General features: G+C 60.5%; 20 protein-coding genes. 9 read left to right on the top strand and 11 right to left on the bottom strand.

From position 1 onward, the window contains the following. Positions 1–14: 14 nt before the first annotated feature. The 5 genes from ACQZ5N_RS03870 to ACQZ5N_RS03890 all read left to right on the top strand — a co-directional run bounded on the left by ACQZ5N_RS03870 (position 15) and on the right by ACQZ5N_RS03890 (position 2,214). The gene (locus ACQZ5N_RS03870; RefSeq protein WP_020809249.1) at positions 15–185 is read left to right on the top strand and encodes a hypothetical protein; all 171 of its coding nucleotides are present in this window, start codon (positions 15–17) and stop codon (positions 183–185) included. Between the two features lie 281 nt (positions 186–466). Beyond that, entirely contained in the window at positions 467–676 is a 210-nt protein-coding gene (locus ACQZ5N_RS03875) for a cold-shock protein (RefSeq protein WP_003520191.1), read from the top strand. Positions 677–929: 253 nt separating this feature from the next. Continuing rightward, positions 930–1,145 carry a hypothetical protein gene (locus tag ACQZ5N_RS03880; protein WP_125146371.1) on the top strand — a complete coding sequence of 72 codons (216 nt, stop codon included), beginning with the start codon at positions 930–932 and terminating at the stop codon, positions 1,143–1,145. A 95-nt stretch (positions 1,146–1,240) separates the two neighbouring features. After that, positions 1,241–1,378, top strand: a complete 138-nt coding sequence (locus ACQZ5N_RS03885; protein WP_020809401.1) for a hypothetical protein — start codon at positions 1,241–1,243, stop codon at positions 1,376–1,378. A gap of 548 nt (positions 1,379–1,926) precedes the next feature. Beyond that, entirely contained in the window at positions 1,927–2,214 is a 288-nt protein-coding gene (locus ACQZ5N_RS03890) for a hypothetical protein (protein ID WP_080854724.1), read from the top strand. 369 nt (positions 2,215–2,583) lie between these two features. Here ACQZ5N_RS03890 and ACQZ5N_RS03895 read toward each other — a convergent pair whose 3' ends face one another. Further along, on the bottom strand, positions 2,584–3,681 hold the full coding sequence (locus ACQZ5N_RS03895) for an acyltransferase family protein (protein WP_448732154.1): 1,098 nt from the start codon (positions 3,679–3,681) through the stop codon (positions 2,584–2,586). A 312-nt stretch (positions 3,682–3,993) separates the two neighbouring features. Between ACQZ5N_RS03895 and ACQZ5N_RS03900 the strand changes: the two genes are divergently transcribed. After that, a complete protein-coding gene (locus tag ACQZ5N_RS03900; RefSeq protein WP_003520197.1) occupies positions 3,994–4,230 on the top strand; it encodes an acyl carrier protein in 237 nt (78 codons plus the stop codon). Positions 4,231–4,243: 13 nt separating this feature from the next. On the opposite strand, the gene ACQZ5N_RS03905 is transcribed toward ACQZ5N_RS03900, so the two are convergent. The 4 genes from ACQZ5N_RS03905 to ACQZ5N_RS03920 form a co-directional block, all read right to left on the bottom strand. Beyond that, positions 4,244–6,202, bottom strand: coding sequence for a MacB family efflux pump subunit (locus ACQZ5N_RS03905; protein ID WP_448732155.1), 1,959 nt, complete (start codon positions 6,200–6,202; stop codon positions 4,244–4,246). Between the two features lie 3 nt (positions 6,203–6,205). Beyond that, positions 6,206–7,429, bottom strand: a complete 1,224-nt coding sequence (locus tag ACQZ5N_RS03910) for an efflux RND transporter periplasmic adaptor subunit (RefSeq protein WP_448732156.1) — start codon at positions 7,427–7,429, stop codon at positions 6,206–6,208. 22 nt (positions 7,430–7,451) lie between these two features. Further along, a complete protein-coding gene (locus ACQZ5N_RS03915) occupies positions 7,452–7,748 on the bottom strand; it encodes a hypothetical protein (protein WP_059757103.1) in 297 nt (98 codons plus the stop codon). Positions 7,749–7,875: 127 nt separating this feature from the next. Beyond that, the gene (locus ACQZ5N_RS03920) at positions 7,876–8,517 is read right to left on the bottom strand and encodes a hypothetical protein (protein WP_448732157.1); all 642 of its coding nucleotides are present in this window, start codon (positions 8,515–8,517) and stop codon (positions 7,876–7,878) included. A gap of 202 nt (positions 8,518–8,719) precedes the next feature. Here ACQZ5N_RS03920 and ACQZ5N_RS03925 point away from each other — a divergent pair, with 202 nt between their 5' ends. Together ACQZ5N_RS03925 and ACQZ5N_RS03930 are read left to right on the top strand one after the other, a co-directional pair. Then, positions 8,720–9,451, top strand: coding sequence for a response regulator (locus ACQZ5N_RS03925; RefSeq protein WP_448732158.1), 732 nt, complete (start codon positions 8,720–8,722; stop codon positions 9,449–9,451). Then, positions 9,448–10,710: an ATP-binding protein gene (locus ACQZ5N_RS03930; protein ID WP_448732159.1), complete on the top strand. Its 1,263-nt coding sequence runs from the start codon at positions 9,448–9,450 to the stop codon at positions 10,708–10,710. Before ACQZ5N_RS03925 ends, ACQZ5N_RS03930 begins: the two co-directional genes overlap by 4 nt. 2 nt (positions 10,711–10,712) lie before the next feature. Here the strand turns inward: ACQZ5N_RS03930 and ACQZ5N_RS03935 are convergent, their stop codons facing one another. The 6 genes from ACQZ5N_RS03935 to ACQZ5N_RS03960 all read right to left on the bottom strand — a co-directional run bounded on the left by ACQZ5N_RS03935 (position 10,713) and on the right by ACQZ5N_RS03960 (position 17,697). Then, the gene (locus ACQZ5N_RS03935; RefSeq protein WP_448732160.1) at positions 10,713–11,837 is read right to left on the bottom strand and encodes a glycoside hydrolase family 88/105 protein; all 1,125 of its coding nucleotides are present in this window, start codon (positions 11,835–11,837) and stop codon (positions 10,713–10,715) included. 8 nt (positions 11,838–11,845) lie between these two features. Beyond that, positions 11,846–13,399: a polygalacturonase PglA gene (gene pglA, locus ACQZ5N_RS03940; protein WP_448732161.1), complete on the bottom strand. Its 1,554-nt coding sequence runs from the start codon at positions 13,397–13,399 to the stop codon at positions 11,846–11,848. Between the two features lie 112 nt (positions 13,400–13,511). Next, entirely contained in the window at positions 13,512–14,780 is a 1,269-nt protein-coding gene (locus ACQZ5N_RS03945; protein WP_020809390.1) for an ABC transporter substrate-binding protein, read from the bottom strand. A gap of 43 nt (positions 14,781–14,823) precedes the next feature. Beyond that, positions 14,824–15,924: an ABC transporter ATP-binding protein gene (locus ACQZ5N_RS03950; protein ID WP_448732162.1), complete on the bottom strand. Its 1,101-nt coding sequence runs from the start codon at positions 15,922–15,924 to the stop codon at positions 14,824–14,826. Between the two features lie 2 nt (positions 15,925–15,926). Next, positions 15,927–16,811, bottom strand: a complete 885-nt coding sequence (locus ACQZ5N_RS03955; protein WP_448732163.1) for a carbohydrate ABC transporter permease — start codon at positions 16,809–16,811, stop codon at positions 15,927–15,929. 4 nt (positions 16,812–16,815) lie between these two features. After that, entirely contained in the window at positions 16,816–17,697 is an 882-nt protein-coding gene (locus tag ACQZ5N_RS03960; protein WP_448732164.1) for a carbohydrate ABC transporter permease, read from the bottom strand. A 212-nt stretch (positions 17,698–17,909) separates the two neighbouring features. On the opposite strand from ACQZ5N_RS03960, the gene ACQZ5N_RS03965 reads away from it, so the two are divergent. After that, entirely contained in the window at positions 17,910–18,836 is a 927-nt protein-coding gene (locus ACQZ5N_RS03965) for an AraC family transcriptional regulator (RefSeq protein WP_080854714.1), read from the top strand. Positions 18,837–18,857 lie beyond the last annotated feature (21 nt).

Here is an 18,857-nt window from a genome sequence, read left to right on the forward strand (position 1 = left end):
AAGGAGGACGCGACATGACGAAGAAAACGAAGCCGAAGACAGTCGACAAAGGGCCTTCCAGCCCGAACGACATTCCTCCCGCCGGCCCGCACGCCAAACCGTCCCTCACCGATTATGACAAGACGCCGGGCGCGGGCAGCCTGCCGGATGACGGTGCGAAAGACGTGTCTCCCGGCGGAGGTTGATGCGCGCGAGACCAAGGGCTGCGCCAGACCGGGCGCACGTTTGGGTCAGCGGGAAATAGTGCCGTGAACCAGATACTTAGCCGATGAGCCGGCGCTCGCCGGCGCTTTTTCCTTCAGGGCCCATTGCAAAATCAAAAATTGCGCCTATATTTTCTTCATCGACCATTGCTTGTGACGTCGTTCTGGAACGCTGTGTTCCCCGTCGGATTTCCTCTCAAATAATCGATCTTATCCCGCAAGGTATCGCGGGAACCACAACGATTCTACGAAAGGAAATCGTTATGAACACTGGTACTGTAAAGTGGTTCAACGCCACCAAGGGCTTCGGCTTCATTCAGCCTGACAATGGCGGCGCGGACGTTTTCGTTCACATTTCCGCTGTTGAGCGCGCTGGCATGCGTTCGCTGAACGACGGCCAGAAGATCAGCTACGAGATCGTCCAGGACCGTCGGTCCGGCAAGAGCTCGGCTGATAACCTTCAGGCAGCTTGATATTCGTCATTTGACCCCCGCAGACCACGGATGTACTGGCTGCCGGTTAGAATGATTGTGAGAGGTCGGGTCAAAGCCCGGCCTTTTGTTTTTGGGCCAGGGAAAAAGCGCGTCCGTGAAGAAGCCCAAGCCATGCGCCACCGCCGCAAGGGGTAAAGAAGAAAATTCAGCGCGAAGGGCTGCTGTCTGCCCCCAAAAAGGCTACCCGCCCCCGCCAGCCGTCCGATACCGCTCTTCCATAAAGGAGAATGCCATGGCCGCGTCAAAGGAAGCTTTTTTCAAACCCGGCAAACTATCCGCACAGGACAGGGCGTCATTGACGGATAACGCCGCAAAGCAGATCATAAACGCCGAGGCCGACCAGCGCGCCCGCAAAACGGAACGCCTTCGCCAGCTTCGCGAAGCACAGGAAGCGACGATTATCGCCGACGCGCCGGTTTCCGCAAAAAAACGATCCGGCAAGAACTGACTGGCCGGATTTCCAGCATCGCCCGAGCGAAGGGCCTTGAACGGATTGTCTTATAGCCGCTCGAGGCCGTATCGATCCAACAGGAGGAGGACACCATGGCCAAGGGTCAATTGCGCAGCAACAAGGAAATCCGCAAACCGAAGAAGGACAAGACGAAAGCACCTGCCGCGCCGCCCGCCGGTTCGCAGGTCAAGTTCGCAAACGCCACGACAGCGGATGCCAAAAAGAAATAAGCGTCGTGCGGGCCGGCATGTCATGGCGAATAAAAGTATTACCATGGATACCGGACTTGTTTTGGCCACATTGCCCATTTAGACAGCTCACATGGCAACTGCTGGTGAGCGCGAATGAAATCGACGTTCGCAGTTGTTTTAGTCGCTTCAGACTTTTGACCACGGATGTACTGGCACGGGTGTTGAGAGCGATATGAGGAAGGTCGGTGCAATATTGCCCCGGCCTTTTTTGTTGCCTGCGGCAGCGGCTGCTGCATCTTCCGCCGTCGTCGGCGGAATTAACTTGCCTATTCCCCTTAATCAGCGCAGGCTTCTTCATCGGTAATTAAAGGGCGTTGCCGCCGTCAGGCCTGTTGCACCCCAAGCCCTGTCCAGCCCGTTGTCCGGCGGGAACGATCCGGAATTCACGCGACATGCATGACGGCACGGGCCGGAAACGGTTTCCCTGACGTCGCCCGCGTTTCAAGGCGTTGAAGCGTCCCCGCACCGCCTCTGGACGGTAGCGCGACGCTCCGGCTTTTGTGAACCCCACAGGAAAGGAGGACGTCATGTCTTCCGCATATGAAAATTGCATCATCACATCGCAGGACCTGAAAATGCTCCAGTCAGTGCTGGAAGGTCTCGGTTATGATAGCCACACCATGGACGACGAAGTCATTCTCTACAACAGTGCCGCCCGCAAGGTGATCCAGCTCTTTCAGGATGGCTTGACCGACCCCGCCGATATTTCGGAGGAAATGCTGTTCCTGTTCGGCGTTCACAAACATGAACGCGTCAAACCGTGGAAACCGCTGCCGCGTTACGCCATTCAGGGCCTGCCGCCTCTTTACCGGTGATGGACTTGCCGCCCTTTTCGTGGCGGCCTTCAAAATCACCGATGAAAATAACGGCTTGGCAAAAGCCGTATATCAGGCAACACTGAAATTGAGCCTCCCGCGCGCGATCAGGCGCGTCCCGGGAAGCTTGGGTATGGAATGTGCATCCGATGCGTTGCGGGACCATGACCGGTCCGGGCAAAGCTTGGGTTGTTTCCCATACCGGTAAGTTTTGCGTCTGCGTGGAGGTGAGTATGACGTATGACTGGAGCGGCCGCAAAATGCGCCGCATGCGAGCGGCGAAACTGACGATCATCAGTCTCGTCGCAGCTTTCGTGCTGACTGCCCCGATTTTCGCCCATTACTGAGGTTTTCAGCCGCGAGGCAGGGTCATACCGGCTGGCGGATTTCGCTTCGCTTTCTCAACCGGTTCTTCAGCCATTTCTGAACGGGCTGATCGTAATGGACCGTCAGCCACCATGACAGGCACGTCGTGCCGATGAGGAAAACAATGCCGGCCGGCAAAGCGAGGTTTGCCCGGTGTACCGCGGGGATCAGAAGCTCCGTCCAGGCCAGAAGCGGAATGTGCAGCACATAGACCGCGTAGGACGCCGTGCCGAGAAAAACCGACACCATTCCCACCCCGCGCCCCGGAACCGTCTTGCTGGCGACGAACAGCAGCAGCGGCCAGGCGACGAGGACAACCGCAAGATCGAAGAACGGCCGAAGCTCGCGCGACATCGGCACGGCCAGAATGAAACAGACCAGCAGAAGGCAAAGCGCCGCCTGAAAAGGTTTCAACTGCGGTATGCGATTGCGGAAACGGTAAATCAGCACGCCGGCAAAAAACGAGAAGAACACCCGCCCCATGCCGGCATACATTTCATGCCAGCGAAAACCGGCATGCAGACGGCCGAACTCGGCTGCAGCCACCATCAGCACAAGGGCGCTGACAATGAGCACCGCGGCGGTCTGTTTCGTCGTGGCCCGGACACCGAAGCGGGCGTAAAACGCATTCACCACCAGCTCATTGAAAAGCGACCATGCCGGGCTGACGAGAAACAGCGCACCGTTCAGGGTGAGCGTGAAGGGTGCCGGCAAAAAGAGCAGCCCCGTTACCAAGGCGAAAGCAAGCTCGCCGGGATCGATGGGACGATGCAGATCGTCGATCGGAGTCGGCAGACCCAGCACGTAGAGACAGATGAAATAGGCCGCCATCAGGGCCAGCGCCAGCCCATAAAGAGGGTAAAGACGTGCGAAGCGCGCCTTCATGAAAAAGCCTGGCGTAATCGCCCCTTCGGCCAGTTTCCGGCTATAGGCATGCGCGAGCACAAAACCGCTGAGCGCAAAGAACAGATCCACGGCGAGATAGCTCGAAGCCGTGCTTTTCCCGAACAGATCCTCGGCGTGGCGGTGGACGATGAAAAGGGCGGCCACGCCCCTCATGCCGTCGAGCAATATGAAGCGTTCCGGGGACGACTGGACCATGGCATGAGGCTCGGTGTGGCTGACGGATTTAAGGTTCACAGGCAACGAGCTTTACCGCGTTGCGGTTCACCGCTGCCAGTCACAAACTGTTTAACGTGGCGAACGTCCCATATTATTATGGAATACTAACGGGTGATCGACACCCTTTCGCGGCCGCGAAAGGCGTGCTACGTCCGGATGTCATCGATCTTCCGAGCCTTTGACTCTGTGCCCTGTCCGTTCGAAACTTCAGTTTGATTTCGCTTGGATATCTTCGGCGCAAATTCAGATGGGGCGGCGTTCGACGGCAGGCAACTTTCGCGGAGTCTCACCATGTCCACCATTGCAGAACGTATCAGAAAAATCATCGTGGACCAGCTTGGCGCAGACCCTGCCACCATCGTGGACGAGGCCAGTTTTGCTGACGATCTCGGTGCGGATTCGCTCGAGACCGTTCAGATCGTCATGGAAATCGAAGAGGAATTCGGGGTCGAAATTCCAGATTCCGCTGCAAGCACGATCCTGACCGTTGGCGACGCCATTCGCTTCGTCGAAAAAAACAAGGCGTGACCGGCGGGGGGATTTACCCCGCAGACAAAGCCGCGACGGGATCGAGCTTCGACGCGTTGCGCGCCGGCAGATAACCGAAGACAACGCCGATCAGCGTCGAGCAGACGAAGGCGGCGATGATCGACGCCGTGGAATAGACCATGGCGAAATTGCTGCTGAAGGCGGAGAAAAGCGCGCCGAAGCCGAGGCTGCCGAGCACGCCCAGCGTGCCGCCGATAATGCAGACCAGCACCGCTTCGATGAGGAACTGCCGCAGAATATCGGTGCGCCGTGCGCCCACCGCCATGCGCACGCCGATTTCCGACACGCGTTCAGACACAGAAACGAGCATGATGTTCATCACCCCGATGCCGCCGACCAGCAGCGAAATCACCGCAATGGCCGCAATCAGAAGGGTCAGCGTCTGCGTGGTGCTGGTGATGGTCTGGCGGATATCGTCGGTGTTGAGAATGTAGAAATCCCGTGTGCCGTGCCGCTGGGTCAGAAGCGTCGTCACCGCCTGTTCGGCGATTGAGGCATCGACATCGTCGGCCACCTGCACCGTGATGCTGCGCAGCGACAGGCTGCCGAGAAAGCGTGACTGGACAGCGGTATAGGGCAGGTAGAGCGACAGATTCTGGCTTGAGCCGAAACCGCCCTGCTGCGCCTGCGTGACGCCGACGATGCGGGCCGGCACCTTGCCGATGAGAATGACCTGGCCCACAGGGCTGCCGTCGAAATCCGCAAACAGCGATTTGCGGGTATTTTCGTCGATCACCACTTCCTGCGCCTTCTGCGCGACGCTTCCGCCATCGAAAAAGCGGCCCTGCGACAGCTTGGTGCCCTTGGCGACGAAATAGCGCTCGCTGACGCCGTTCACCAGCGCATTCGCCTCCTTCGCGCCGAAACGCACCGTGCTGGAGGTCGAGACCGTCGGCGTCACCGCCGCGACATAGGATTGCTTGGCAAGCGCTTCGGCATCGGAAACGACGAGCGTGGTGATCTTGCCCGACCTTATGTCGCCGAAATCCTTGCCGGCGAAGATTTCCAGCGTGTTGGTGCCGAGGCTCGATATGTTCTGCAGCACCCGCTGCTGCGACCCCTGCCCCAGCGCCACGACGCTGATGACCGAGGCGATGCCGATGATGATGCCGAGCATGGTGAGAAAGGTGCGCAACTTGTGCGCCCGCATCGACAGAAGCGCCATGCGCAACGCCTCGCGCAGAGACGAAACGAGACCCGCAAGACCGGAAGACCCGCCGGAAACGGCAGCGGGTTTGGCATCGTCCTGCGGTACGGGCGTTGCATCCGTCCTGCAGTCGGAAATGATCGTGCCGTCGCTGATTTCGATGATCCGGCCGGCGCGTCTGGCAATCGACATGTCATGGGTGACGATGATGACAGTGCGGCCTTCGGCATGCAGCTCGCCGAGGATGCGCAGCACCTCGTCACCGCTGGCGCTGTCGAGCGCGCCGGTCGGTTCGTCGGCAAGAATGATCTCGGCACCGTTCATCAGGGCGCGGGCGATGGAAACGCGCTGCTGCTGGCCGCCGGAAAGCTGGCCGGGACGGTGATCGAGGCGTTCCGCCATGCCGAGGCGGCCAAGCAGCCTTGCGGCATTGTGCCTGCGGTCGCCCTGCGTCTTGCCGGCATAGATCGCCGGAATTTCGACATTGCCGAGCGCCGTCAATTCGGCCAGCAGATGGTAGCGCTGGAAGATGAAGCCGAGATTTTCACGCCTGAGCGCCGAAAGCGCGTCGGCATCGAGATTGCCCGTTTCCCGGCCCCTGATGCTGTAGCTACCCGATGTCGGCCGGTCGAGGCAGCCGAGAATATTCATCAGCGTCGACTTGCCCGACCCGGACGCACCGACGATCGCCACCATCTCACCGGCCTCGATGGTGAGGTCGATGTTCTTGAGCACGCTGATCGTGCCTTCGCCGGAGGGATAATCCCGCCGCACGGATTTAAGCGAAATCAAAGGTTCAGCCATGGTTCAAAGCCCCATCGGCGGGCCGCCCGGCCCCGGCATGGCGTTTGTGGTGATGTCGGTGGAACGTTCGCCGGTCACCACCCGCTCGTTCTCGGCAAGGCCGGAACGCACTTCCGCCGTGACCTTGTTGTTGAGCCCGATTTCGACCTTGCGCTCGGAAACCCGGCCATCGGCACCGGCCACACGCACGGCATAGCTGCCGTCGCTGTCCATGCTGCCAAGGGCTGCCGAGGGGACGGTCAGCACGTCCTTCGCTTCGCCAAGAACGATATGGACCTCCGCCGTCATATAGGTGCGCAGCTTGCCGTCCGGGTTCGGCACTTCGAACACGCCATTATAATAGATCGCCTCGGAGGACGACGTGCTGGAAGAGGATGAGCTGGAGGATGAAGAGGTCGAGGAACTGAAGCTGGAATCGCTGCGCACCGATTCCGGCGCCGGCTCTATCGAGGCAAGCATCGCGTCGTAACGCTGCTGCGGCTCACCCAGCACCGTGAAATAGACCGGCAGGTCCGGCTTGACCCGCGTTACATCCGCCTCGGAAATTTCCGTGCGCACCGTCATCCGGTCGAGCTGGCCGAGAATGACGATGGTTGGTGCGGATTGGGTGGCGTTGACGGTCTGCCCTTCCTGGCTGACGATCGACAGAACCGTGCCTTCGATGGGCGCGGTGATCTTGGTATAGCCAAGATTGGCCTCGGCCGTTTCCACCGCGACCTGCGCTTCCTCGATCTGGGCGTCGATGGCTTCGATCTGCGCCTCGGTGACGGCAAGGGCTGCGGTGGCGCTTTCGAAATCGGCGCGGGAGGCCGCGTTCTTCGACACCATCTCCTGCTGACGGGCAAGGCTCTGGCGGTTGAGAAGAAGCGTCGCCTGTTTCTCCACGCGCTGCGCCTTCACGTTCGCCAGAGCCGCCTGCGCCGTGCGCAGGCTGTTCGTCTGGGTAACGGAATCGATTTCGGCGATCAGATCGCCCGTCTTGACCGTATCGCCGAGCGCCACCTTGACGGCGGTGATGCGGCCGGAGGCCTGCGCGCCGACAGCGACAAGGCGAACGGGTTTCAGCGTTCCCGTCGCCAGCACCGTCTGCTCGATATCGCCGCGCGTCACCGGTGCGGTGATATAGCCGGGTGTGGCCGCCCGCGTATATTGCGAGGACAGCCAGTAGCCGCCCACAGCGAGAGCGACAACCGCCAGCAATGCGCCTGCCTTGCGTGCCGTTTTCATCTTGATGTCCTGTCCAGCCGGTTCATTCGAAGGAAGAAACCGGCGTCATCTCGTGTTTCACGAGGATGAAACCCCTGTCCGCTTCGATCCATTCATAGGCAGAGGCGGATTTTCGCGCCGCGGCCTTACGGCAGGTGCTGCGAAGACGTCTGGAATCCGTCTTTTCGCGCTGATCCTTCGCACAGGCGGGCTGACGCCGCTGTTCATCCTGCCGGGATTTGGCCGCCGGCTGTTGCACGGGCTTGTCCTTTGCCACGGCCACCGACCAGGCAAAGCTCAAACCAAAAGCCGTTGCCAGCACCAGATAGAAATATCTCATCATCGTCTTCCTGCTTGAAAATCACGCGGGGGATCGCAGGCGTGCGATCCCCCGGCTCCAGCCGTTGCCGGCTGATTTCCTCCTTTACTGGGGGGCAGATTAAAGGAGGAAACTTCGAATAGTTGCCTCAGCCCCGTTCCACATTGGGAACCGGCTGCCTCATATCGCCATGCGGGGGAGCAAAGCCACCGCGCGCTGCGGGGCCATGACGCGGGCCGGGAGGCGGAGGCAGCATCAGCGCACGCTCGAGTTCGGCAAGCTTCAGCACCTGCTGCGGCGAAAGCTTCGGTTTCAGCGCCGCAACGGCGTCCTGCAGGGCTTTGGCCTTTTCCGCCTTCTGCGCGATGATGCCTGCCAGCTCCTCTCCCGCAAGACGCGGCTCGGGCTTGGCCTTGCTTTCACCCGCCACCGGCGGAGGCGGATTGCGCTCCGGACCGAGGGAAACAAGATCGATCAGCGCCGTGGTATAGGCGCGCCAGGGACCTAGCTGTTCCGGCGTGACGCCGAGATAGATTTCGGCCGCCGAAAGCTTCGTCGCCAGCCCGAGAACATCCGGGCCGGGCATTCTGCGCATATGGGGCGGCAGCGGCCTTTCATCCGGACCCCGATCCGGGCCGATGTCCGGGCCGAGATCGAGATTGGCGGGCGGCGGCGCAGCCTGTTCGGTCGCCTGGGGTGCGGACGCATTCTCTTCCGCTGCCTGCGCGGCGGCGGAAACGCCGATAATTGCTGTCGCGATGACGGCGGTGGCCAGTAGCGAGTTTCTCATCTTACCTTCCTTCCGTTTTCCAACATGAAAGGACGATAGGTGCATCGCGTTTCCGGCTTTGGTCCGAATGTTTCCGAGCTGCTTCCGCAAACCGCCTATTTGTAACCGAATGTTGCCAGAACGGCCCCGGAAAGCTTTCGTTGCAAAAATCCGCCGTTTCTTTTCAGCGCTTATGTATAGTGGCATCAAAAGGTTGGACGATATGACGACAGTTTCGGTGACACATATATTGATCGTCGATGACGATCCGGAAATACGCACATTGCTCGCGAAATATCTCGGCTCGCAGGGGTTTCGCGTGTCGATGGCCGCCGACAGGCGTGAGTTCGAGGAAAAGATCGCCAGCTCCGATCCCGATCTCATCGTGCTCGACGTGATGCTGCCCGATGGCTCCGGCCTCGATATCTGCCGCGATCTGCAGGGTCGCCGGCCGCGCACGCCGGTCATTCTCCTGACTGCGCTGAAGGAAGATGTCGACCGGATCGTCGGGCTGGAAATCGGCGCCGACGACTATCTCGGCAAACCCTTCAATCCGCGCGAACTGACCGCGCGCATCAAGGCCGTGCTGCGCCGCGCCACGCCGCAGGAAGCCCCCCGCCCCTCATCCGCCGCCTATGGTTTTGCGGATTTCACCGCCGATCCCGAGCAGCGCTCCGTCATCCGCGACAGCGGTGAAAAGATAGATTTGACGGGAGCGGAATTCGATCTTCTGAAAGTCTTTCTCGACAGGCCCGGCCGGCTGCTTTCCCGCGATCAGCTTCTCGATCTCACGCAGGGCAAGGATCGCGGCCCGTTCGACCGCTCCATCGACGTACTGATGAGCCGGTTGCGCAAGAAGCTGGACGCAGACACGCAAACGCCGATCTTCAAGACCGTGCGCAATGGCGGTTACCAGATGACGGTTCAGGTCAAAACCCTGCCGGTGCAGCGATGAGCTCGCTTAAAAACCGCATCACGGCGCTGATGATCGTCTCCATCATCGCCGTCATCGCGCTTGCGACTGTTGTGGCCGACCGGACGTTGCAGCCACCGCCGCCCGACGCCACCATCGAGCCGCTGGCCCGCAGCCTCGCCTTTGCCGTGACCATGGCCGAGCGTGATCCCTCCCTGCAGCAGCCCGGTTATTTCCAGATCGAACAGAAGCCGCCGGAAGGCGATCTCGACGGCATGCTTTCGGAATTTCTGGAAAAGGCGCTGGCCCGCGTCGGAGAGCCGCGCACCGCGATGGTCATCCGCTCGCCGGGAAATCCTGCGCCCTTGGCGGCCATCGCGCTGGAAAAAGGCGGCTGGCTGGTCGCGGAAATCCCACATATGGGTCCACCGCCGGGCGGCTGGAAAATTTTTGGCATGTGGATCGGGCTGATCATTCTCGGCAGCGCCGCCGTTTCGATCTTTGCCGCCAGCAAGATCACCCGCCCGCTCGACATGCTGGAAAATGCCGCCGCCAGCATCGGGCCTGACGGTTCGCTGCCGCACCTGCCGGAAACCGGACCGGGCGAAATCCGCGCCACGGCGCGGGCGCTGAACGAACTCGCCACCCGACTGAAGGCGGCGATGGAAAGCCGCATGCGCCTCGTCGCCGCCGCCGGCCACGATCTCAGAACCCCGATGACCCGCATGCGGCTGAGGGCGGAATTCATCGAGAACGACGAGGAACGGGCCAAATGGCTGGCGGACCTTGAGGAGCTGGACGCCATCGCCGACAGCGCCATTCTTCTGGTGCGGGAAGAGGTCAGCCAGGACAGCGTCAAGACGATCGACATCGGCACGCTTCTCAGCGAAATCGTCAACGATGTTTCCGATCTCGGTCACGCGGGTGCGCTCGACTTCATCGAGCCGGAAGCCGCCATGACCATCAAGGCGGCCCCGCTGGCGCTGAAGAGAGCCCTGCGCAACCTCATCCTGAACGCCGTCACGCATGGCAAGAAGGCGCATATCGATCTGACCGGAGACGAGAGCGAAATCGTCGTAACGATCAGGGATGAAGGCCCCGGCATTCCGCAGGAACTGATCGGCCGGGTTTTCGAACCCTTCTTCCGGGTGGATCTCGCGCGGCGCAAATCAATCCCCGGCGTCGGTCTTGGTCTTGCCATCGCCAGGGAAATCATCGAGCGCTTCGGCGGCACAATCACCATTGCCAACCACAAGAAACAGGGCCTGATCCAGACCGTGATCTTCACAAGGGCGGCGTGACGTCACGCCGCTGAAACAGCCTGCGCCTGCGGCTTGGCCAGAAGCAGGCTTTCGGCATAGGCCATCATCAGCGGCCCGACGCCCTTGGCATCGTCGGACACCACCGGCTCGGTCAGATAATATTCCGGCGTTCCATCGCGATAATTGCCCTCAAAGCCGCCAAGGCCCGCGACATGAACGATGCCGGTGAGGCGCGTCACGCCTTCTTCATCGGCTTTCAGCCGCGTTTCCAGAAGCGCATCAAGCGTGCGACGACCCGCCGAAAGGGCGGCATTCGCCTCTTCGCCCTGCACGAGCTTCAACCGCACTGCGTGCAGCAAGGCATAGGCAAACATGGCCGAGGCGGATGTTTCCTCGTAATTGCCCGCAAGGCCCGGTTTGTCGAGAACCTGCATCCAGAGCCCCGTCTCGGTCTGCCGTGCGATGATGCCGGCCAGAAGCAACTGCGTCTTGTTGCGAAGCGGCGCCGTCGCGCCGTCATCCGGCAGGATGGCCAGCGCGTCCACCAGCGCCATGGCGAGCCAGCCGACCGCACGCGCCCATATGGCGGGAGACTTGCCGCTTTGAGGATCGGCCCAGCGCTGGCTGCGGCTGTGGTCGTAACCATGGGCATAGAGCCCACCGCTATCCTCCGTCGCCGCGAGCGCCGCTGAAAACTGCCGCAGCGCATCGTCGATCAGTTCCGCCCGACCCGTCGCCTGCGCGTATTCGATCTGGAAAGGAAGCCCCATATAAAGCCCATCCAGCCAGACCTGATGCGGATAACGCTTCTTGTGCCAGTAATTCCCGGATGCGATGCGCGGATGGCTGCGCAGTTGCCCCGCCAGATGTTCCGCCGCAGCGAGGTAACGCGGATCGCCCGTTTCCGCCGCAAGGGGAAAGAGGATACGGCCGGCGAGGATATGGTCGATATTATATTCCTGCGGATCGTAACCGGCGAGCGTGCCGTCTGGCGCTATCTGCGCATCGGCGAGACGATGCAGATGGTCGTTCCAGCGCACCTCGCCGGTCGCCTCGAATAGCTGCTGCAGGCCGCGATAGACACATCCATCCTCGTAACACCAGCTTCCGTCCTTGTAATGTTTATAACGACTGGAGAATTGATCAAAATATTCAGTGGCTTTCATCGGTTTTCTCAATCGGAATCTGACACAATGGAAACGGAAGCATCGCTCAACAGGGCGGGATTATCGCAGACTATATGCGCCTGCTCGAAAACAATCGCCTCATGGCGCATGGGACGCACCCGGTCGGCCATGATCGGCGGCGTTGCGATGGCCGAAGGATCGCGCGAGACGATGGTGAGATTGCGGATGGCGATGTTGCGGATAGGCGCTTCGGGAAGGCCGAGAAAAGCGCCGGCCGCATGGGAGAGATTGCGGATTTCAACGTCCTCCACGCTAATGCCGTCGATAAAGGGCGTGCCGCCATCGACCGGCGCCGGGTTTCGCGACTGCACCCAGTCGTCATGTCCATCCGCATCGCAATGGTAATGGGCATTGGCGGAAAGCGCGGTCTGCACGCCATCCAGCAGCACCCGGCGCATGGCAATGTTGCTGACGGTGCCGCCCCGCCCGCGCCGTGTCTTGAGGCGCAGGCCGCGATCCGTGCCGACCATGTCGCAATCCTCGACCGCCACATCATGTACACCGCCGGACATTTCCGAACCGATCACGAGCCCGCCATGGCCGCGCTGCATCAGGCAGTGGCGCACCCGAATGCCGCGCGTTTCCGCGAGATGATCGTCCTCGCCATCGGGGCCCCGCTTTCCCGCCTTCACCGCGATGCAATCGTCGCCGACGGAAAAGCGCACGCCTGATATCGTGACGTTACGGCAGCTCTCGGGGTTGAAACCATCGGTATTCGGGCTGTCATGGGGTGCGACGATGCTGAGGCCAGCGGCGATCAAGTCTTCGCAGCCCTGCGGATGAATCGTCCAGGAGGCGGCGTTCCGGATCGTGAAACCGAGCAGTTTTGTCTTCCGGCAGGAAACGAGATGCAGGCCGCGTGGCCGGCGCGCTCCGTCGCGGGTCTCTTTCGGCCAGCTCCACCAGTCGCCGCTGTCGCCGGAGCCATCGAGAACGCCCCTGCCCTCGATGACGAGATTGTCTGCTGCGATGGCATGAACCAGCGCGGCAAAACAGGCATCCGGCAAGCCTTCCCAGCTTCCGAGCATATGGCCTACCTCATCGCGGGCAGGCAGGATCGGCCAGCCCCTGCGGGTGGAGGGCGCGCGCAGCACGGCTCCTTCGGCAAGGTGGAAGGTCATGTTGCTTTTCAGGCGAACGGGAAAGGCTGTCCAGAGACCGGCCCCGAGACGCAACGTGCCGCCGTGCGGCACCGCGGCCACGGCCCCTTCCAGCGCCTGTGCATTGGCGCGCGCGCGTGTCTCATCATCAAGCGCAACATCCGGCATGAGGGAGAACGCCGCAGCCTCGACAAGCCCGGCACAGGGGGCGGTTCTGAACTCCAGCCGTCCGAACCCTTCCGCTTCGAAGACATAGCGCGTATTCGGGGAGAGGTCATGCAGCAGCTTCACCACGGTCGCTGTTTCACCGCGCCTTTCGCCGCCATCCGCCGACGTCAGACGCCATGCCGTTTTGTACGGAAGGAAATATCGAGCGCCGGGAACGGCAAGGCAAAGCGCTGCTGTTCGCGCCGAAGACGCGATGATAAGGGGTTCGTTCATGCTCTTTTCTCGTCTTTGGTGCCTGTCCGGCCAAACCCTTGGCGGACACGCCTCACATCATCCGGCAGCCGGATAGGGAGCCCGCCGCCATGCAGACGGCAGGCCATTGTCGTCAATCGAATTTGGCGAGAACATCGTTGGTCGTATCGATGATCTGCTCGGCCGCCTCTTCCGCCGTCAATTGGCCATAGGCATATTCCTCGAGCGTATCGATGAAGCCCGAGCGGATTTCAGGATGTTCGTTGAAGGGTGACACCACCGGTCCCGATGCCGCCATGACGATGGCGTTTGCGGCCCGCACTTCCGGCTCGCCCTTGTCGCCCAGACGCGCCGCCGCGGCCTTCGAGGCGGGCAGGCCGCGTGAGGTGCCGAGCGCATCGATGCCTTCCGGTTCGTTCAGCAGGCAGTTCAGGATTTGCGCGGCCGCTTCCGGGTTCCTGGAGTTTTTCGAGATCGAAAACACCATGGAAGGCTTGCGATAGACGCCCTCTGTCACGGCATCGGCAAGCTTCAGCATCGGGAACGGTTTCAGAACCTGCCCTTCCTTGAGCGGATCGGCATATTTCGAATAGGTCGAATCCCATTCATAGGATCCGGCGATGCGGCCTTCCGACCAGGACGGCTTTTCATAGAGATTGACGTTACCATCGGCCGCTTCCTCTTTCTGTGAGCGAATGGAGCCGGTTTCGACCAGCTTGCCGACGAAAGAGATACCCTCGGCCAGTTCCTCCGGCGTCCAGGCCACGCGGTTGGTCTTGGGATCGACCAGATCCTTGCCGGTCTTCTGCACGACAGCCAGTGTCACCAGCAGCTGGGCAGTCTCCTTCACGGCATTGAAGGTGTAATAGTCCTTGCCGAGCTTTTCCTTGATGGTTTTCGTTGCCGCGAAAAACTCGTCCCAGGTCTTCGGAATTTCCACGCCGGCCTTTTCGAAGGTGGTGGCGTTGAAGAAGAAGACGCGGCCGGTAGTGGAAACGGAAAGCCCCTGCAACACGCCGTTCATCGAACCGGCGTCCAGATCGCTCTCGGCCCATTGCGAAAGATCGAGCGGCTTCAGCTGGCGCAGATCGGCAAAACCTTCGCCGTTCTTGGAAAACAGCGGTAGCCAAGGCCAGTTGACCTGAACGATATCGGCCTCCGTCTTGCCCGCCATCTGCGTGGTGAGCTTCTCCAGATAACCGTCGAAGCCGGTGAATTCGCCCTTGACGGTGTGGCCGTATTTTTCACCGCAGGCGGCAATGGCCTTCTGGGTTGCGACATGGCGGCTTTCGCCGCCCCACCACGACATGCGCAGTTCCGCAGCACCCGCCGCCGGGGCGGTTGCCATCGCCACATAAGCGGCGCCGGCGAGCATCGCCATCATTCTTGTCATCGTCTTCATTGTTCTTCTCCTCCTCGAAAAATCAGGCACGCCCGTCCCCTTCTCACAGCGAGACGTTGCGACCGTCGGCCTTGTCGAAAATATGCAGCTTCTCCGGATCCGGCTTCAGCCGCAGGATGCCATCGCGCCCGAGCGCCTCGAATTCGGCCGCGCCAACGACGCTGACGACTTTCTGACCGCCGAGATCGGCGTGCAGATAGACCTCGTGACCCATGAATTCCGCATTGGTGAGTTTCGCCTGCAGCGCCGGGCCATCGGCTTCTCCCGCCAGCGAAAGATGCTGCGGGCGGATGCCGATGACGGCATCTGCGGGTCTCGCCGATAGCCGTTGCTCCAGATGCGTACCGATGGGCAGCCGCTGGCCGGCGATGACGAATTCCGCGCCGTCGATTGCCACATCCACCAGATTCATTTCCGGCGTGCCGATAAAGCCGGCGACGAAAAGATTGGCGGGGTGGTTGTAAAGCTCCTTCGGCGTCGCGACCTGCATGATGCGACCCGCCTGCATGACGCAAATACGGTCGCCCATGGTCATGGCCTCCGTCTGGTCATGGGTGACGTAAATGACCGTCGAGGACAGGCCTTCCGCCTTCAACTGACGGTGCAGATCGGTGATGCGCACCCGCATGGAGGCGCGCAGCTTGGCGTCGAGATTGGACAGCGGCTCATCGAACAGGAACACGCCGGGCTTCTTGATGAGCGCGCGGCCCAGCGCTACACGCTGCGCCTGCCCGCCCGAGAGCTGCTTCGGCAGACGGTCGAGCAGCGGCTCGATTTCGAGAATGCGAGCGACATTGTCGATTGCCTTTTCGATCTCTGGCTTGGCGACACCGGCGATCTTCAGGCCGAAGGCGAGATTGCCGCGCACCTTCATATGCGGATAAAGCGCGTAATTCTGGAACACCATGGCGATGGAGCGCTTGCCGGGCGGCAGGTCGTTGACGCGCTGGTCTCCGATCAGGATTTCGCCGCCGGTGATTTCCTCCAGCCCCGCCACCATGCGCAGCGTCGTGGATTTGGCGCAGCCGGAAGGGCCGACGAACACCATGAACTCACCATCCTCGACATCGAGATTGATGCCGTGCACGGCCTTGAAGCTGCCGCCATAGATTTTTTCGAGATTTTTAAGTTGAACGCTTGCCATTTTCAGCCCTTGACCCCGCCAGACGAGATCCCTTCAATGAAATACCGTTGCGCCGCGAAGAACACGATCAGCGCAGGCGCGATCGTCAGCACCGACATCGCCAGGATGCGGTTCCATTCGAAGGCTTCGGTGGTGTCGATGGAGAGTTTGAGCGCGAGGCTCACCGGATATTTGTCGACCGAGGACAGGTAGATCAGCGGCCCGAGGAAATCGTTCATCGTCCACATGAACTGGAACAGGCAGACCGAGATCAGCGCCGGGGCCAGCATCGGCACGACGATGTAAATCAGCGTCTGCAGGCTGTTGGCGCCATCTACCCTGGCGGCCTCTTCCATGTCCGATGGCAGCGAGCGCAGGAACTGCACCAGCATGAAAACGAAGAAGGCATCGCCGGCGAGCGCCGAGGGCACCCAGAGCGGCAGGAAACTGTCCAGCCAGCCGAGATCGCGAAACAGGATATATTGCGGAATGCGGGTAACGACATTCGGCAGCAGCAGGATGGCGATGACAGAACCGAACAGGATCTTCTTCAGCGGGAAATCGAAGCGGGCAAAGGCATAGGCCGCCATGGTGCAGGAAATCGCCGTGCCGATGACTTTCGGCAGGATGATCAGGAACGAATTCCAGAAGAACCGGCCGAAGGTATAAGGCGTCGAGGTCTCCCAGCCGCGGATATAACCATCCAGCGTCGGGTTTTCGGGGATGAAGCCCGCGCCGGAGAAGATTTCCGAATTGGTCTTGAAACTTGCGCCCACCAGCCAGATCAGCGGGTAGAGCATGATGAGGCCGACCGCGAAGAGAAGCACGTAGCGGACCGAGGTGGAGACGAGCCTCAGCCGCGCCCGGCGGGCCGCCTGCATGTCGTTTAGGATTGCGATATCGGTCATGGCATCAGTTCCGCTTGTCGCCGGCGTAATAGACCCACTTCTTCGAGGACCAGAAGGCCACGAGGGTCAGCAGGGTGATGATGGTGAAGAGCACCCAGGCGATGGCGGAGGCATAGCCCATGTTGAACTTCTTGAAAGCCTCGTCATAGATGTAAAGAGGCAGCAGATAAGTGGACTTCAGCGGTCCGCCCTGGGTGATGATGTAAGGCCCGTTGAACTCCTGGAATGCCTGAACCATCTGCATGATGAGGTTGAAGAAGATCACCGGCGTCAGAAGCGGCAGCGTGATGAAGAAGAATGTTCTCACCTTGCCCGCGCCATCGATGGCCGCGGCCTCATAAAGCGACTTGTCGATGGATTGCAGCGCAGCGAGGAAGATCACCATGGCCGAACCGAACTGCCAGCAGCGCAGCAGCGTGATGGTGAAAAGCGCGTTGCCCGGATCGCCGAACCAGTCCACCGGCGACAGGCCGATGGCGGCCAGCGCCATATTGGCAAGTCCCTCGCTTGCGAAGATATAGCGCCACAGAACCGCAATCGCGATGGAGCCGCCGAGAATGGACGGCACGTAAAAGGCGGTGCGGAAGAAGTTGATGAATTGCAGCTTATAATTGAGTATGGCCGCAATGAACAGCGCGAAGGCAAGCTTCAGCGGCACCGTCAGAAACACGTAGAACAGGGTAACGTTCAGCGATTTCATGAAGGTGCGGTCGCGGGTGAACAGCCGCTCGTAATTGGCCAGCCCCGCCCAGCTGGGATCGCTCATCAGATCGTAACGGGTGAAGCTGAGATAGAGCGAGCCAAGGAACGGGATGGCCGTGAAGACCAAAAGCCCGACGATATAAGGCGTCAGATATCCCAGCCCGAGGAAGCGCTGAGATTTCATAATGCTCCTCCCCGCGTCCCGCTGGAACGCGAATGACAGAATACAATTTCGTACAAGTGATTCTCCCGGAACGGCAGGCGGCAGGCGCGTGATGGCGCAATTTCTCGCCGCGACCGATCTCCTCCCTCATTGATACGGCGCGTAAAAGCAATTTATGCGATGACAAAACCAAATTTCCGCGCCAAGGTGAATTAACAAAGACGAGGAAAAAGATGGACGAAATCGAAGGTGGCATTCTATCGTCCGTTCCGCCTGCGGCGCTCAACCTCAACCTGACGCGCGCAACGATCAAGATGGAGCATTCGCGCACCTGGCAGATCGACAAATCCAATCAGGTGGACGATCTCATCATCTGCCTGGAAGGGCGCGGGCATTATCTCGTCGATGGCGAGGCGCGGGTGCTGGAGCCGGGTGATGCCATGCTGATTTTCCGGGGGCAGCGCTTTGTCGGCTGGAACGAGCAGGCCGTCACCTATCGCGGCGTGGCGCAACATTTCACGCTGGATATTTACGGCCGCCACAACCTGATCGCGCAGATGGATCTGAAGCCCAAAGTGAAGCTAAGCCGCTGGCCACTGCTGGAACCGCTGGTGCGCCACTACCGGCAGAGCGCCCCGCCCTCCTCCGTCACGCTTGGCCAGCATCATCTTTTCATGGTGCTTCTCATCGCCTTCATCGATGACGCCTTCCTCGGATGGGTGGACCGGCCGAGTTTCCAGCCGGAGGGCACGGAAGGCCTCGACCTTGCGGTGATGAAGGCGATCACCATGATTTCCGCCAATCCGCTCGACCCCGACATTGCCGGCCGGGCGACCGAGGCGGCTCCCTATAATCGCGATTATTTTCTGCGCGAATTTCAAAAACGCGTCGGACGTACACCAAGGAAATATCAGGAGTTCAAACGCATGGAACGCGCCATGCATTTTCTCGAGGCGGGGCTTTCGGTTACGGCGGCGGCGGCCGAAGTAGGATATGGCGATCCCTATTATTTCTCGCGCATGTTCAAACGGACATTGGGGTTAAGCCCGCGCGACCATATGAACCGCATACGCCGCAGCCGGCACGGCAATCTCATGGCCTTTGACGAACACGAACAGCAGAGGCTGCTTGCCACTGAAACGGAAAAGGCCCCGGCATAGCGGGGCCTTCTCGTTTGAAAG

The organism is Agrobacterium sp. 22-221-1 (genome assembly GCF_053522445.1).

Coding starts and splice junctions, on each gene's coding strand:
- ACQZ5N_RS03875 (WP_003520191.1), top strand. CDS start 467: ATGAACACTGGTACTGTAAAGTGGTTCAACGCCACCAAGGGCTTCGGC.
- ACQZ5N_RS03905 (WP_448732155.1), bottom strand. CDS start 6,202: ATGGCTGAACCTTTGATTTCGCTTAAATCCGTGCGGCGGGATTATCCC.
- ACQZ5N_RS03870 (WP_020809249.1), top strand. CDS start 15: ATGACGAAGAAAACGAAGCCGAAGACAGTCGACAAAGGGCCTTCCAGC.
- ACQZ5N_RS03895 (WP_448732154.1), bottom strand. CDS start 3,681: ATGGTCCAGTCGTCCCCGGAACGCTTCATATTGCTCGACGGCATGAGG.
- ACQZ5N_RS03935 (WP_448732160.1), bottom strand. CDS start 11,837: ATGAAAGCCACTGAATATTTTGATCAATTCTCCAGTCGTTATAAACAT.
- ACQZ5N_RS03885 (WP_020809401.1), top strand. CDS start 1,241: ATGGCCAAGGGTCAATTGCGCAGCAACAAGGAAATCCGCAAACCGAAG.
- ACQZ5N_RS03920 (WP_448732157.1), bottom strand. CDS start 8,517: ATGAGAAACTCGCTACTGGCCACCGCCGTCATCGCGACAGCAATTATC.
- ACQZ5N_RS03925 (WP_448732158.1), top strand. CDS start 8,720: ATGACGACAGTTTCGGTGACACATATATTGATCGTCGATGACGATCCG.
- ACQZ5N_RS03955 (WP_448732163.1), bottom strand. CDS start 16,811: ATGACCGATATCGCAATCCTAAACGACATGCAGGCGGCCCGCCGGGCG.
- ACQZ5N_RS03930 (WP_448732159.1), top strand. CDS start 9,448: ATGAGCTCGCTTAAAAACCGCATCACGGCGCTGATGATCGTCTCCATC.
- ACQZ5N_RS03950 (WP_448732162.1), bottom strand. CDS start 15,924: ATGGCAAGCGTTCAACTTAAAAATCTCGAAAAAATCTATGGCGGCAGC.
- ACQZ5N_RS03890 (WP_080854724.1), top strand. CDS start 1,927: ATGTCTTCCGCATATGAAAATTGCATCATCACATCGCAGGACCTGAAA.
- ACQZ5N_RS03880 (WP_125146371.1), top strand. CDS start 930: ATGGCCGCGTCAAAGGAAGCTTTTTTCAAACCCGGCAAACTATCCGCA.
- ACQZ5N_RS03910 (WP_448732156.1), bottom strand. CDS start 7,429: ATGAAAACGGCACGCAAGGCAGGCGCATTGCTGGCGGTTGTCGCTCTC.
- ACQZ5N_RS03960 (WP_448732164.1), bottom strand. CDS start 17,697: ATGAAATCTCAGCGCTTCCTCGGGCTGGGATATCTGACGCCTTATATC.
- ACQZ5N_RS03915 (WP_059757103.1), bottom strand. CDS start 7,748: ATGAGATATTTCTATCTGGTGCTGGCAACGGCTTTTGGTTTGAGCTTT.
- pglA (WP_448732161.1), bottom strand. CDS start 13,399: ATGAACGAACCCCTTATCATCGCGTCTTCGGCGCGAACAGCAGCGCTT.
- ACQZ5N_RS03945 (WP_020809390.1), bottom strand. CDS start 14,780: ATGAAGACGATGACAAGAATGATGGCGATGCTCGCCGGCGCCGCTTAT.
- ACQZ5N_RS03900 (WP_003520197.1), top strand. CDS start 3,994: ATGTCCACCATTGCAGAACGTATCAGAAAAATCATCGTGGACCAGCTT.
- ACQZ5N_RS03965 (WP_080854714.1), top strand. CDS start 17,910: ATGGACGAAATCGAAGGTGGCATTCTATCGTCCGTTCCGCCTGCGGCG.